Origin of the sequence: uncultured Bradyrhizobium sp., assembly GCF_936928535.1 — a bacterium.
GTDB lineage: Bacteria > Pseudomonadota > Alphaproteobacteria > Rhizobiales > Xanthobacteraceae > Bradyrhizobium.
Window position 1 is genome coordinate 45,057 of the sequence record NZ_CAKZHY010000121.1, and the last position, 11,969, is coordinate 57,025.

At 64.0% G+C, this 11,969-nt stretch carries 14 protein-coding genes; 8 read left to right on the forward strand and 6 right to left on the reverse strand.

Annotation, left to right across the window (positions count from 1 at the left end; genetic code table 11):
- Positions 1 to 48 precede the first annotated feature (48 nt).
- Positions 49 to 294 (reverse strand): GlsB/YeaQ/YmgE family stress response membrane protein, encoded by a 246-nt coding sequence (locus tag Q0687_RS24825; protein WP_298882723.1) that lies wholly within the window; start codon positions 292 to 294, stop codon positions 49 to 51.
- 123 nt (positions 295 to 417) lie between these two features.
- On the opposite strand from Q0687_RS24825, the gene Q0687_RS24830 reads away from it, so the two are divergent.
- The 3 genes from Q0687_RS24830 to sseA all read left to right on the forward strand — a co-directional run bounded on the left by Q0687_RS24830 (position 418) and on the right by sseA (position 3,130).
- Positions 418 to 1,593 (forward strand): VWA domain-containing protein, encoded by a 1,176-nt coding sequence (locus tag Q0687_RS24830; protein WP_298882725.1) that lies wholly within the window; start codon positions 418 to 420, stop codon positions 1,591 to 1,593.
- A 139-nt stretch (positions 1,594 to 1,732) separates the two neighbouring features.
- A complete protein-coding gene (locus Q0687_RS24835) occupies positions 1,733 to 2,146 on the forward strand; it encodes a rhodanese-like domain-containing protein (RefSeq protein WP_298882728.1) in 414 nt (137 codons plus the stop codon).
- Positions 2,147 to 2,278: 132 nt separating this feature from the next.
- On the forward strand, positions 2,279 to 3,130 hold the full coding sequence (gene sseA / locus Q0687_RS24840; protein WP_298882731.1) for a 3-mercaptopyruvate sulfurtransferase: 852 nt from the start codon (positions 2,279 to 2,281) through the stop codon (positions 3,128 to 3,130).
- A 3-nt stretch (positions 3,131 to 3,133) separates the two neighbouring features.
- On the opposite strand, the gene Q0687_RS24845 is transcribed toward sseA, so the two are convergent.
- Positions 3,134 to 3,913: a hypothetical protein gene (locus Q0687_RS24845; RefSeq protein ID WP_298882733.1), complete on the reverse strand. Its 780-nt coding sequence runs from the start codon at positions 3,911 to 3,913 to the stop codon at positions 3,134 to 3,136.
- A gap of 366 nt (positions 3,914 to 4,279) precedes the next feature.
- Here Q0687_RS24845 and Q0687_RS24850 point away from each other — a divergent pair, with 366 nt between their 5' ends.
- Positions 4,280 to 5,452: a L,D-transpeptidase gene (locus Q0687_RS24850; RefSeq protein ID WP_298882735.1), complete on the forward strand. Its 1,173-nt coding sequence runs from the start codon at positions 4,280 to 4,282 to the stop codon at positions 5,450 to 5,452.
- Positions 5,453 to 5,519: 67 nt separating this feature from the next.
- Here the strand turns inward: Q0687_RS24850 and Q0687_RS24855 are convergent, their stop codons facing one another.
- Together Q0687_RS24855 and Q0687_RS24860 are read right to left on the reverse strand one after the other, a co-directional pair.
- Positions 5,520 to 6,482, reverse strand: a complete 963-nt coding sequence (locus tag Q0687_RS24855; RefSeq protein ID WP_298882737.1) for a D-2-hydroxyacid dehydrogenase family protein — start codon at positions 6,480 to 6,482, stop codon at positions 5,520 to 5,522.
- Positions 6,483 to 6,614: 132 nt separating this feature from the next.
- Positions 6,615 to 6,824 (reverse strand): hypothetical protein, encoded by a 210-nt coding sequence (locus tag Q0687_RS24860; protein ID WP_298882740.1) that lies wholly within the window; start codon positions 6,822 to 6,824, stop codon positions 6,615 to 6,617.
- Positions 6,825 to 7,058: 234 nt separating this feature from the next.
- On the opposite strand from Q0687_RS24860, the gene ettA reads away from it, so the two are divergent.
- Positions 7,059 to 8,708 carry an energy-dependent translational throttle protein EttA gene (gene ettA / locus Q0687_RS24865; RefSeq protein WP_298882743.1) on the forward strand — a complete coding sequence of 550 codons (1,650 nt, stop codon included), beginning with the start codon at positions 7,059 to 7,061 and terminating at the stop codon, positions 8,706 to 8,708.
- Positions 8,709 to 8,715: 7 nt separating this feature from the next.
- Positions 8,716 to 9,942, forward strand: coding sequence for a lytic murein transglycosylase (locus tag Q0687_RS24870; RefSeq protein ID WP_298882746.1), 1,227 nt, complete (start codon positions 8,716 to 8,718; stop codon positions 9,940 to 9,942).
- A 183-nt stretch (positions 9,943 to 10,125) separates the two neighbouring features.
- Here the strand turns inward: Q0687_RS24870 and Q0687_RS24875 are convergent, their stop codons facing one another.
- Both Q0687_RS24875 and Q0687_RS24880 read right to left on the reverse strand, forming a co-directional pair.
- Positions 10,126 to 10,410 carry a hypothetical protein gene (locus Q0687_RS24875; RefSeq protein ID WP_298882748.1) on the reverse strand — a complete coding sequence of 95 codons (285 nt, stop codon included), beginning with the start codon at positions 10,408 to 10,410 and terminating at the stop codon, positions 10,126 to 10,128.
- A gap of 239 nt (positions 10,411 to 10,649) precedes the next feature.
- Positions 10,650 to 10,976, reverse strand: coding sequence for a hypothetical protein (locus Q0687_RS24880; RefSeq protein ID WP_298882751.1), 327 nt, complete (start codon positions 10,974 to 10,976; stop codon positions 10,650 to 10,652).
- A 135-nt stretch (positions 10,977 to 11,111) separates the two neighbouring features.
- Here Q0687_RS24880 and Q0687_RS24885 point away from each other — a divergent pair, with 135 nt between their 5' ends.
- A complete protein-coding gene (locus tag Q0687_RS24885) occupies positions 11,112 to 11,420 on the forward strand; it encodes a hypothetical protein (RefSeq protein WP_298882754.1) in 309 nt (102 codons plus the stop codon).
- A gap of 166 nt (positions 11,421 to 11,586) precedes the next feature.
- On the forward strand, positions 11,587 to 11,859 hold the full coding sequence (locus Q0687_RS24890) for a (2Fe-2S)-binding protein (RefSeq protein ID WP_237871399.1): 273 nt from the start codon (positions 11,587 to 11,589) through the stop codon (positions 11,857 to 11,859).
- Positions 11,860 to 11,969: the final 110 nt, after the last annotated feature.

Below are 11,969 nucleotides of genomic sequence, written 5' to 3' on the forward strand. Positions count from 1 at the left end.
ACATGGGAACGGCCGCACATGGCGGCCGTTCCTGGTTCGGTCAGGCTTTCAGGCCCGTCTTATCAGCGAAAGGATGACCAGCACAATCACCGCGCCGATCGTGGCATCCACGATGGAGCCGATCGTGCCGGTGGCGAGCTCGATATGCAGCTGGGGCAGCACCCAGCTGGCCACCAGCGCGCCGATGATGCCGACGACGATGTTGCCGATCAGCCCAAATCCCGCCCCGTGGACAATCTTGCCGGCCAGCCAGCCGGCAATCGCGCCAATGATGAGTGCTGCGAGAATACCCATTGCATTAGTCCCCAAAACAACCCTGTGAGAGAGGCAATTCTAGAGCAAAATGCCTCCCGGTCCAGCGCTCGGCGCTGCCCTCCGCCCCTTGACGTTGGCCACCCGACGGGCAATCTGTCACCCATGTTTCTGCAATTCTTCACCTCTCTGCGCGATGCGCAGGTCCCCGTGACGCTGCGCGAATACCTCACGCTGATGGAGGCGCTCGACGCTGACCTATCGGATTATTCGGTCGAGAATTTCTACTATCTGTCACGCGCCTCGCTGGTGAAGGACGAGCGCAACCTCGACAAGTTCGACCGCGTCTTCGGCACGGTGTTCAAGGGGCTGGAAAGCCTGCTCGACGCCATGGAGAAGGCGGAGATCCCCGAGGAGTGGCTGAAGAAGCTCGCCGAGAAATATCTGTCCGAGGAAGAGAAGAAGCAGATCGAAGCCATGGGCTGGGACAAGCTCATGGAGACGCTGAAGAAGCGCCTCGAGGAGCAGAAGGGCCGCCATCAGGGCGGCTCGAAATGGATCGGCACCGCAGGCACCTCGCCGTTCGGCGCGCACGGCTACAATCCCGAAGGCGTTCGCATCGGCCAGGAGAAGAACCGCAATAACCGCGCCGTGAAGGTGTGGGACAAGCGCGAGTTCAAGGACCTTGACGGTAATGTCGAGCTCGGCATCCGCAACATCAAGGTGGCACTGCGGCGGCTGCGCAAGTTCGCGCGCACCGGCGCGCCCGACGAACTCGATCTCGACACCACCATCCGCGAGACCGCCAATCACGGCTATCTCGACGTCCACATGCGCCCCGAGCGGCGCAATGCGGTGAAGCTGCTGGTGTTCTTCGACATCGGCGGCTCCATGGATTCGCATATCGAGCAGGTCGAGGAGCTGTTCTCCGCGGCGAAGAGCGAGTTCAAGCACATGGAGTATTTCTACTTCCACAACTGCCTCTATGAAGGCGTGTGGAAGCAGAACAAGCGCCGCTTCACCGATCGCACGCCGACCTGGGACGTGCTGCACAAGTACCCGCACGACTACAAGGTCGTGTTCGTCGGCGATGCCTCGATGTCGCCTTACGAGATCATGGTGCCCGGCGGCTCGGTCGAGCATGTCAACGAGGAGCCGGGCTCGGTCTGGCTCGACCGGATCATCCGCACCTATCCGCATACGGTGTGGCTGAACCCGGTCGCGCAGAAGCACTGGGACTATTCGGAATCCACCACCATCATCAAACGCATCTTTGCGAACCGCATGTATCCGATCACGATCGAGGGTCTGGAACATGCGATGAAGGAATTGACGCACTAGCTGCATCCATCGTCATTCCGGATGGCCGCACGCGTCCGATCCGGAATCTCGAGATGGGGAGCGTGACGATCGAGGTTCCGGGTTCGCTCGCTTCGCGACCGCCCCGGAACGACGAATGAAGAGAAGAAGGGAGAACCACATGCCCCAAAACATCACCCGCGGCATCAAGCAGCTTTGCGACGAGGCCAATGCCGAGATCGAGACCCTGTCAGCCAAGGACGCCATCGAGATCTCCAAGAACGGCGACGTCGTCATCGTCGATATCAGGGACCCTCGCGAGATCGAGCGCGACGGCCGCATCCCCGGTGCATTCTCCTGTACGCGCGGCATGCTCGAATTCTGGATCGATCCGCAGAGCCCGTATGCGAAGCCGATTTTCCAGGAAGACAAGAAGTTCGTGTTTCATTGCGCTGGCGGCCTGCGCTCGGCGCTCGCGGCCAAGACCGCGCAGGACATGGGTCTCAAGCCCGTCGCCCACATCGCCGGCGGCTACGCCGCCTGGCGCGATGCCGGCGGTCCGACGGAAGCCTGGGAGCCGAAGAAGAAGGGGTAGGGCTCGCTCTCTCCACCCGTCATTCCGGGGCGCGCGCAGCGCGAGCCCGGAATCATTCATCCACCGACTCTGCCGCACGATGGATTCCGGGTTCGTGCTGCGCACGCCCCGGAATGACAAGGAAAAATACGCATGGCCACCGATCCCCTCGTCTCCACCGAATGGCTCGCCGCCCATATCAACGATGCCAACGTCAAAGTACTCGATGCCAGCTTCAAGCTGCCGGGCGTGCTGCCTCTGCCGAAGGATGATTATCTCGCAGCCCATCTGCCTGATGCTGTGTTCTTCGACGTCGATGCGGTGTCGGATCATTCCAATCCGCTTCCGCACATGTATCCGAGCGCCGAGCAGTTCGGCCGCGATGTCGGTGGTCTCGGCATCTCCAACGCCGACACGGTCGTGCTCTATGATGCCGGCGGCTGGGTCGCCGCGCCGCGCGCGTGGTGGATGTTCCTGGCCTTCGGTCACAGCAATGTCCGTATCCTCAATGGCGGCCTGAAGAAGTGGCGCGCCGAGGGGCGCCCTGTCGAGAGCGGCGAGGTCAAGCCGAAGGCTGCGAGCTTCAAGGCCAGCTACGATCCGAAGCGCGTGCGCAGCATGCAGCAACTGATCGCGAACGTTGAAAGCCGTGCCGAGCAGGTGATCGATGCCCGCGCTGCCGATCGTTTCGAGGGGCGCGCACCCGAGCCACGCGCGGGCATCCGCTCCGGCCACATCCCCGGCGCCCGCAACGTGCCGTATGTCAAGCTGTTCGATGCAGCGACCGGCACGATGAAGCCGCTCGAGGATCTGCGCGCTGCCTTCACCGGCGCCGGCGTCAAGCTCGATGCGCCGATCGTGACGAGCTGTGGCTCCGGCGTCTCCGCCGGCGTGCTGACGCTCGCGCTGTATCGCCTCGGCATCACCGACACCGCGCTCTATGACGGCTCATGGTCTGAATGGGGCCAGGAGGGCGGCCCGGCGATCGCGACCGGCCCGGCGTAAGGTTTAGCGCGTGCGCGCAGCCGTCGTGGCGAGCGTCTGCTGCTGTTGTCCGAACGGATCGAGCGCCTGGTTGACCTGCGGAGGCGGCGCGCGCCGCACGATGCGGTGACGCTTCTTCGGCTTGTGCGCGCGGGGCTTGTTCTCTTGTGTCGCGCGGTCAGCCTTAGGCTTCGCTGGGACGAGGTCGTTCAGCGCGGCGACCTTGGCCGCTGTAAGGTCGCTCACGCGCGAGGCCAGCGCCGGTGTTGCGGTTCGCGGTACATCCGTGGCTGATATCGCCGGGGCCGGCGGCGTCGTGGCGACGGTGGCAGTCGTGTCGGCCGGAGTGAGTGTGTCAGTGGGCGCGGGAGCCGCGGCCTCGGTCCTGAGCGGCTCAGAGGCTGACGCTTCGGTGGCGAGCGGAGCCGTCTCGGCAGCCGGTGCGATGGCGGCGACCTGAATCTCGGGCTTAGGCTCAGGCTGGGCCTCAAGCGTTACTGCAGCCATCTGCTCGGGCGCGGTCTCGACCGCGGGCTGCCCGATGCTCGGGACCTGGTCGGCTATTACGGGCGCCGGTTCGCTGGCCTCAGGCGCGGGCGGCTCCACACGGAGCGCCGCGAGCACGGGCTGGGCCGGCTCGGGGCTTTGCGCGAACACCTGCTCCTGCGGGCCGTTCCGCCAGGAGGGGTTGCTGACATATTGTTCGTGGCTCGCCCGCACGAGCGCGGCGGCGCCTAGGCCGAACACCAGGATGGAGGTAGACAACAGGATCGCGGCAAGCAGGAAGCGAAAGCCGGGAAGCATTGACAGGTCGCGAATTTCCGCCCCGGCGGCGTATGGCCAGGGCCCATGAGCCATCTGAACGCGGTGACGGTACTGAATGCCGCCTTCGCCACGCGGGGGATTCGAGCTCAAATCGTGGCGAATCAGGCTGATTCGACCATATCGCAACGTCTTCGCACCGTTGCGTAAAAATCGGGGCTGATACCCCGGCAATCTACGGCGTGATGCGATTTCCGCCCCGTGATGCAACGGGGCAACTGTGTGCGATTGCATCACAAATTGCACAATCGAGCACAAATCAGCCTGTTATGTCTTGAATGTGCCGCTATCTTCGGTCATCTGGCCGTCAACGGCTCGGACGGGGCCCGGGGACTCACAAGAGCGATGATGATCAAACATTTTCTGACGATATGCGCTGCCGCAACAGTCGCTGCGGCGGGAACCTCTCTTGCACAGGCCCAGAGCTATCCGGTTCAGCAGGCGCCGAGCTATGGCGCTCCGACCGAATACCGGCCCGGCGACCGCACCCCGAATTTCGACTCGCTGGATGACGACGACGCGATGCCGCAGGCCTCACTGCCGCCGCCCGGTCCGGCTGACGATCCGCGCTACGCGCGCCCCGCCGGCCCGCCGGTCTACTCCGCGGCCCCACCGCAGGGCCCGGTGATGTCGCCGGATGATCCGCGTTACGGCCGCCCGGCTGGCGCTCCGCCGGTCTACTCGGCTAACCCGCCGCAGGGTCCGGTGATGTCGCCCGACGATCCGCGCTACGGCCGTCCTGCCGCTCCGCCCGCGGTCATCTACGCCGACCGTCCGGGCCAGGCGCCCGGCGGCGATGGCATGCGTCCGCCGGAAGGCGTTGGTGGTCCGGCGGCGACCGGAGCTATTCCGCAGCAGGACAGCGCTGGCCGGCCGATGTCGGTCGCTGCGCTGCCGCCCGAGGAGCAGCCCGATGCGGCCCCGGCGCAGCTGGCGCCGAACCTGCGCCGCCAGGAGGTCGCGTTCCAGACCAAGGAGCCGGCTGGCACCATCGTGGTCGATACCCCGAACACCTATCTGTATTACGTCCTCGGCAATGGCCGTGCGATCCGCTACGGCGTTCGCGTCGGTCGCGACGGTTTCACCTGGACCGGCGTGCAGAAGATCACTCGCAAGGCCGAGTGGCCGGATTGGCATCCGCCGGCGGAAATGATCGAGCGCCAGCCCTATCTGCCGCGCTTCATGGCCGGTGGTGAAGGCAATCCGCTCGGCGCCCGCGCGATGTATCTCGGCTCGACCGTCTACCGCATTCACGGCACCAACCAGCCCTCGACGATCGGCAAGTTCGTCTCCTCCGGCTGTATCGGCATGTTGAACGAGGACGTCACGGATCTGTTCGATCGCGCCAAGGTCGGCACCCGCGTCGTCGTGATGCCGGGCAACCCGCCGCAGGCAACCGCCTCGGCCGCGCCTGCGCCTGGTGCTGCTGGGCCGGCTCCGATGGCCGCCCAGGCAGGCCCCGTGCCGGGCACGCAGCCGACGGTGGTGCCGCCGCTGCCTGCGCCGGTCACCGTGCGCTAAGCGCTTAGCGACTATTCAAATTGCGTCAGATTGCGAAGGGCGTGCCAGTGGCACGCCCTTCGTCGTTTCAGGCCAGCTTGCGCGGCAGCTCGCTGCCCTTGGTCCAGGCGTCAATCGCCTCGACCATCTGGCCGTAATGGATGCGCAAGCCGTCCTCGGTGGCGTAGCCGAGATGCGGCGTCAGCACGAGATTGTCGAGCTTGCGGAAGGGATGCTCTGATGGCAGCGGCTCGACCGAGAACACGTCGAGGCCGGCACCCGCGATCTTGCGCTGCTGCAAGGCTTCCAGCAGCGCCTGTTCGTCCACGATCGGCCCGCGCGCCGTGTTGACGAGGAACGCGGTCGGCTTCATCCGCGCCAGATCGGCGCGGCTGACGAGACCGCGCGAGCGATCGCTCAGCACCACATGGATGGTGACGATGTCGGCCTTGGCGAACAGCTCCTCCTTGGTGGCGTAGCCGACACCGGCGGCCGCGCACTTCTCCGGGGTGAGGTTCGGGCTCCAGGCGATCACGTTCATGCCGAACGCCTTGGCGATGCGCGCCATCTTGGTGCCGAGCTTGCCGAGCCCGACGACGCCGAGCGTAAGGCCCTCGATCTCGACGCCGGCGAAGGTCTGCCAGGGCGCACCAGCATGCATGCGTGCATTCTCGCGGCCGATGCCACGGGTCAGCTCGAGGATCAGGCCCATAGCCAGCGGCGCGGTCGGATCACGCGAATATTGCGTGCCGCCGATCGCGACACCGCGTCCCTTCGCGGCCTCCATGTCGATCGATGCGTTACGCATGCCTGACGTAAGCAGCAGCTTCAGCTTGGGCAGCTTGTCGAACAGGCCTTTCGGGAACGCGGTGCGCTCACGCATCGCGCAGATGATCTCGAAATCGGCGAGCGCGCTGGCTGCGGCCTGCTCCGAGGCAAAGGGATGGCTGAACACGGTGGTGTCGATCCGATCGGAGAGTTTCGACCAGTCGGCGACGTCGAGGGCGAGGTTGAAATAGTCGTCGAGAATTGCACAGCGCAGCCGCGTCATCTGCATCGATCCATGGCGAGAGTTGATAGCGCCGGCGGGGGGCGCCATTGTCGGAACCGGGCCATGGTTGCGCGCAATCAGCCTCGCGCGCAAGCAGTCTGGGTCTTCAAAAATCCGACAGGGACGGGCGGTTCAGCGGGGCTTCAACCGGATCGGCGCATCCATGCCGTGCTTGGCGCGCCAGGCGGGACCGGGGCCCCGCATGTAATGCAGTTCGGGCCGGTAGGGGTTGAAGGCGGTGGCGAAGAAGCGCTTCCAGAAACCCTTGATCTCCAGGACGAGCGCGTTGGCGCGACCGGCTGCTGCCGGAACGGGAAGGGAATGGGTCTCGATCAGAGCCATGATGGGCCTCGCTGTGCTCCCCGATCATTCTGAGCAGGGGGCGCTGTTGCCGCGCGAAACCGAGCTTTGGCCTGATTGATTAAAAGATGGTTTCAATTGTCCGGATCGAGCTCCGGATGGTGTCCGACCAGTATTCATCCGTGGTGAACGGAGGGAAAACATTGCCCTTTGGGGGCGGGATCGCTACATCGGCGGCTAAGCAAATCCCCTCAAATTGAAGGTTTCACGGGACCCATGGCGCGCCAGTTCATCTATTTCATGCAGGGCCTGACCAAGAGCTACCCGACCCGGAAGGTGCTCGATAACATCCACCTTAGCTTCTACCCGGATGCCAAGATCGGCGTTCTCGGCGTCAACGGCTCCGGTAAGTCAACCCTGCTCAAGATCATGGCGGGCCTCGACAAGGAATATACCGGCGAGGCCTGGGTCGCCGAGGGCGCCCGCGTCGGCTATCTCGAGCAGGAGCCGCAGCTGGATCCGAAGCTCTCGGTCCGCGAGAACGTCATGCAGGGCGTCGCCAAGCAGAAGGCGATCCTCGACCGCTACAACGAGCTCGCGGTCAATTATTCGGACGAGACCGCCGACGAGATGACCAAGCTGCAGGACGAGATCGAGGCCCAGGGCCTCTGGGATCTCGACAGCAAGGTCGACCAGGCCATGGACGCGCTGCGCTGTCCGCCGGACGAGGCCGACGTCACGAAGCTCTCCGGCGGTGAGCGCCGCCGCGTCGCGCTGTGCAAGCTTCTGCTCGACCAGCCCGAACTGCTGCTGCTGGACGAACCGACCAACCATCTCGACGCCGAATCCGTGTCGTGGCTGGAAGGCCATCTGCGCAACTATCCCGGCGCGATCCTGATCGTCACCCACGATCGCTACTTCCTCGACAACGTCACGGGATGGATTCTCGAACTCGATCGCGGCCGCGGCATCCCCTACGAGGGCAACTACTCGTCCTGGCTGGTGCAGAAGCAGAAGCGCCTCGCGCAGGAAGGCCGCGAGGACGCTGCGCACCAGAAGACGCTCGCCCGTGAGCAGGAATGGGTCGCATCGTCGCCAAAGGCACGGCAGGCCAAGTCGAAAGCGCGCTACCAGCGCTACGAGGAACTGCTCAAGCAGGCCAGCGAGAAGCAGACCCAGACCGCGCAGATCATCATTCCCGTGGCTGAGCGGCTCGGTGCCAACGTGGTCGATTTCGAAGGCCTCAGCAAAGGCTTTGGCGATCGGCTCCTGATCGACGATCTCACCTTCAAGCTGCCGCCCGGCGGCATCGTCGGTGTCATCGGTCCCAACGGCGCCGGCAAGACCACGCTGTTCAGGATGATCACGGGGCAGGATAAGCCGGACAAGGGCACGATCACGATCGGCGAGACCGTGCATCTCGGCTATGTCGACCAGTCGCGCGACGCGCTCGACGGCAAGAAGACGGTCTGGGAGGAAATCTCGGGCGGCAACGAATTGATCCTGCTCGGCAAGAAGGAAGTGAACTCGCGCGGCTATTGCTCGTCGTTCAACTTCAAGGGAGCCGACCAGCAGAAGAAGGTCGGTGCGCTCTCCGGCGGTGAACGCAACCGCGTGCATCTGGCGAAAATGCTCAAGTCCGGCGCCAACGTGCTGCTGCTCGACGAACCGACCAACGACCTCGACGTCGACACGCTGCGCGCGCTGGAAGAGGCGCTGGAGGATTTTGCCGGCTGTGCCGTCATCATCAGCCACGATCGCTGGTTCCTCGACCGTATTGCGACCCACATCCTGGCCTTCGAGGGCGACAGCCATGTCGAATGGTTCGAAGGCAACTTCCAGGACTACGAGAAGGACAAGATGCGCCGGCTCGGCCAGGACAGCATCATCCCGCATCGCGTGAAGTACAAGAAGCTGACGCGGTGATGGCGGCATGATGCGGCGGGCGCTCATCGCTTCGGTGATCGTGATCACTTGCGGTTGGTCGTCCGCCCACGCCGCCGATGCTGCATTCACGCAGTTCATCGGCTCGCTCTGGCCGGAGGCGCAAGAGGCTGGCGTCTCGCGTGCGACGTTCGATGAACAGACGCGCGGGCTCGAGCCTGACTACAAGCTGCCCGACCTGATTCTCCCCGGGCGTCCCGCGACCGGCGCGCCCTCGCAGGCCGAATTCGTGCAGGTGCCGGCGGACTATGTCAGGGAAGCCTCGATTGCCAACCTCGCGGGCGAGGGGCAGCGGCTGCTGCAAAAATACAATGCCGCGTTGACGAAGATCGAGAAGAGCTCTGGCGTGCCTGCAACGGTCATGCTGGCGATCTGGGGCCGCGAGACCGATTACGGCCGCTATAAACTGCCATACGATCTCGTCCGCGTGCTGGCGACGCAGGCCTATGTCGGCCGGCGCAAGGACACCTATCGCAACGAGTTTATCCTCGCGCTGAAGATCCTTGGCGAAGGCGTGGTGAGCCGCAAGGACATGACATCGTCATGGGCGGGCGCCACGGGGCTGACGCAGTTCCTGCCGTCCGAATATTACAAGCACGGCGTCGATTTCGATGGCGATGGCCGGGTCGACATCTGGCACTCGGTGCCGGATGCGCTGGCCTCGGCCGCGCAGCAGCTCGTCAACAAGGGTTGGCAGAGCGGCGTACGCTGGGCCTACGAGGTGCAGGCACCGGCGAAAGTCGATTGCACTGTTGGTGTGCCTGAAGTGACCAAGCCGATCGGCCAGTGGTTGCGCGAAGGCTTTGTGCCGGTGCGCGGGCAGAAGCTGAGTGCCGCAGAGCAGGCCCAGCCGGCCTCGCTGCTCCAGCCGGAAGGCGTCTATGGTCCTGCATTCCTGACCACGAAGAATTACTTCGTCATCAAGGAATACAATTTCTCCGACCTCTACGTGCTGTTCGTCGGTCATCTCAGCGATCGCATGACGAGCCCGTTGCCGTTTGCGACGCCATGGTCGGCGTCGAAGCAGCTGCGTACGAAGGACGTGGAGGCAATGCAGCGCGGGCTCACGCGCGTTGGATTGTACAAGGACAAGATCGACGGCAAGGCCGGCATGCAGACGCGCGCCGCGCTCGGCGCTTATCAGAAATCGGCGGGGCTCAAGGTCGATTGCTGGCCGAGCGAAGAGGTGCTGCGCTCGATCCAGGCCGCGCGCTAAAGCATGATCCGGTAAAGTGCGAAGCGGTTTTCCGGAAAGATCATGCTCTAACAAGGAGCTAAAGCGCGATGACGATTCAATCCGATCTCATCGCGCTTTAGCTGGATTTCAAACGAAAAAAAACCGGCCGATGGTCTCGGCCGGGCTTCGATCGTAGCGCTTGGTCGGCGCCGTGCGATCAGATCAGTAGCAAACGCGAACCGGGCGAACGACCCAGCCGTAGCCGTCCCAATAGCGCTGACGCTGCCAGTAGCAGGGCGGCGGGGGCGGGCCGGGCTCGGCGACGTAAACCGGACCACCATAGGCCGGACGGCTTGAGGCGATGGCGCCGCCGATGATCGCGCCGCCGAGCAGGCCGGCAGCAATGCCGACGCCGACACCGTCATGGGCCTGGGCGGACGGCGTGGCAGTCACCAGCGAACCGGCAACCGTCGCGACCGTGAGGGCGGCAACAATAGTCTTCTTCATGCTTCTGGCTCTCCTGGGAGAAGGACGTCCCTTGTTAGGAGCGTCCGGGGTTCAAAGGTTCACGCACACTGTGAGGGAATTGGCCTTGCCGCTAGGAAGCGCGCAAATGGTCAATCCACGGTAAACGCACAGGGAGCTGTGACGAGAAAAAGCGGTCTTTTTCAGGCCTTGAGATGAACGGCGCATCCGTAGTGAACCGGCCCGACGGAAGCGGCTCGAACGATCCGGCTTAATGCGCCTCAGCCACAGACTCGGACGCGACGGACGCGCCAGGCGTAGCCGTCCCAGAAGCGCTGCTTCTGCCAGACGCAGCCACCGCCGTAATAGTCGTCGGCGACGTAGCCGGGACCGGGTGCGTAATAGCGGGGCGGATAGTAGCCGGGGCCGTAGCCGTAACCGGGGCCTGGTCCGTAATAATACGGAGATGCCAGGGCGCCGCCGACGATGGCGCCACCAATGATGCCGGCGGCGACACCCGCCGCGACACCTCGCTGCGCATGAGCCGGCGTTCCTGCGGTCAGGACCAAGGTGGTAGCAGCAGCCATTGCCATAAGCGTCTTCATCATCGGCTCGACCTTTCACGGGAACGCATAACTCTCAGGGCCAAAGTTCCATATTTCGCTTGAATGATCAATGAACGGCGCGTTGGCCGGCTGCGACCAATTGGTTGATGCGGAGGCTTTGAAGCACAGGAGACCACGATGAACGCCCTGACGAATGCCCTGATCGCCCTCGGCGGCGTCGGCGTGGTTGGCTATGCCCTGATGACCCATCTGCAGAACCGCACCCAGCGGCCGCGCGCCAGGGCGGGCGGCGATGGCGGCGGCAGCGACGGCTATTCGGATACGAGCAATGACGGCTTCTCGCTGGGAAGCTGGTTCTCCAGCGACAGTTCCGGAAGCTCGACCGACAGCGGCAGTTGCTCCGCCAGTGATAGTGGCAGCAGCAGCGGCGGAGATTGCGGCGGTGGTGGCGGCGGCGATGGTGGCGGCGGCGGGAGCAGTGATTAAGCCCGGTCCGGCATCATCTTGATCCAGCGCAACTCCCTATTTTAGAGCCGTTCTAGGCTCTATCCGGGCCAGTTTGGAATAGCTTGAAATACCGCTTTTTCCTTTTGCATCCGGCCGGCGCGTTAAATATCGATGATGGTGCATCACCGAAGGGCCTACCGCTTCCATGATCGTTTGTTCCTGTAACGTGCTGAGCGATGACGACATCCGCGCCGCCGTCGCCGAGTCCGACGATGCTGTGCGTCATGCCAAGCAGGTCTATGGATGCCTCGGCTGTAGCGCCGAATGCGGTCGCTGTGCCCGAACGATCAAGACGATCATCGACGAAGCGCTCGGCCCATGTGCGCAGTCGTGCTGCGCCGGTTGCCCGCACAGCCACACAGTGGCGGCGAATGACGAAATCGCCGAACCCGCCCAGTTCGCCCTCGCGGCCTGCTGAAACCTTACCGCATCCCATCCGAGCTTTTCCCCGGCCGCGTCCCGGTCGCCGGTTGCTCTCATGTTTGATCTCATTTAGAAGCGTTCTAAAATCGGTTGGGGCTGATTTGG

Bases quoted from the DNA above. Each gene is read 5' to 3' on its own strand.
- Q0687_RS24825 (WP_298882723.1), bottom strand. From the start codon at position 294: ATGGGTATTCTCGCAGCACTCATCATTGGCGCGATTGCCGGCTGGCTG.
- Q0687_RS24830 (WP_298882725.1), top strand. From the start codon at position 418: ATGTTTCTGCAATTCTTCACCTCTCTGCGCGATGCGCAGGTCCCCGTG.
- Q0687_RS24835 (WP_298882728.1), top strand. From the start codon at position 1,733: ATGCCCCAAAACATCACCCGCGGCATCAAGCAGCTTTGCGACGAGGCC.
- sseA (WP_298882731.1), top strand. From the start codon at position 2,279: ATGGCCACCGATCCCCTCGTCTCCACCGAATGGCTCGCCGCCCATATC.
- Q0687_RS24845 (WP_298882733.1), bottom strand. From the start codon at position 3,913: ATGCTTCCCGGCTTTCGCTTCCTGCTTGCCGCGATCCTGTTGTCTACC.
- Q0687_RS24850 (WP_298882735.1), top strand. From the start codon at position 4,280: ATGATCAAACATTTTCTGACGATATGCGCTGCCGCAACAGTCGCTGCG.
- Q0687_RS24855 (WP_298882737.1), bottom strand. From the start codon at position 6,482: ATGACGCGGCTGCGCTGTGCAATTCTCGACGACTATTTCAACCTCGCC.
- Q0687_RS24860 (WP_298882740.1), bottom strand. From the start codon at position 6,824: ATGGCTCTGATCGAGACCCATTCCCTTCCCGTTCCGGCAGCAGCCGGT.
- ettA (WP_298882743.1), top strand. From the start codon at position 7,059: ATGGCGCGCCAGTTCATCTATTTCATGCAGGGCCTGACCAAGAGCTAC.
- Q0687_RS24870 (WP_298882746.1), top strand. From the start codon at position 8,716: ATGATGCGGCGGGCGCTCATCGCTTCGGTGATCGTGATCACTTGCGGT.
- Q0687_RS24875 (WP_298882748.1), bottom strand. From the start codon at position 10,410: ATGAAGAAGACTATTGTTGCCGCCCTCACGGTCGCGACGGTTGCCGGT.
- Q0687_RS24880 (WP_298882751.1), bottom strand. From the start codon at position 10,976: ATGATGAAGACGCTTATGGCAATGGCTGCTGCTACCACCTTGGTCCTG.
- Q0687_RS24885 (WP_298882754.1), top strand. From the start codon at position 11,112: ATGAACGCCCTGACGAATGCCCTGATCGCCCTCGGCGGCGTCGGCGTG.
- Q0687_RS24890 (WP_237871399.1), top strand. From the start codon at position 11,587: ATGATCGTTTGTTCCTGTAACGTGCTGAGCGATGACGACATCCGCGCC.